Below are 450 nucleotides of genomic sequence, written 5' to 3'. Positions count from 1 at the left end.
GTGATCACATGTCAAAATCCTGCTGCATTATTCTTCCTCTTCCCAGCGCTCATTGTATTGTGATGTGAGGCAGGTAATTCTTGCGAGGTGCTCGTTCGTTTCCTGAAAGGTTCAAAAGTGACGCCGAAACTCGTGGTCGCCCTTGCTGTCGCAACTTTCTTCTCTCCGATCGCTGCCACGTCCGGCATGGCTCAGACGGTGGCCGAGGTAGACACRTCGCTTGATCAGCTTTTTGGCGAGCACGTCCGGTATCGGCAATTCTTCGACGATCTGAAAAAAGCCGTTGAAGCCGGGGACAAGGAAAAGATTGCCGGGATGGTTTATTACCCTTTCGGCGCCAGGATCAACGGTAAGATTGTCAAAATCCGCGACGCCGCGCACTTCGCCGCCGCTTACGACAACATCTTCACCGAGAAAGTTAAAAAGGCCGTCACCAATCAAACCTACGAG

Annotated in this window: 1 protein-coding gene; it reads left to right on the top strand. The window is 52.1% G+C overall.

Features of this window, described 5'->3' with window-relative positions; translation table 11 throughout:
* Positions 1–117: 117 nt before the first annotated feature.
* Positions 118–450 (top strand): hypothetical protein (locus AB4Z23_RS28530; protein ID WP_441361314.1); only part of this gene is annotated, 333 nt, incomplete at its 3' end.

The organism is Agrobacterium sp. MCAB5 (assembly GCF_052114365.1).
GTDB lineage: Bacteria > Pseudomonadota > Alphaproteobacteria > Rhizobiales > Rhizobiaceae > Agrobacterium > Agrobacterium tumefaciens.
Note: the sequence above shows the minus strand (reverse complement) of the source record. Positions and strands in the feature narration are given on the sequence as shown.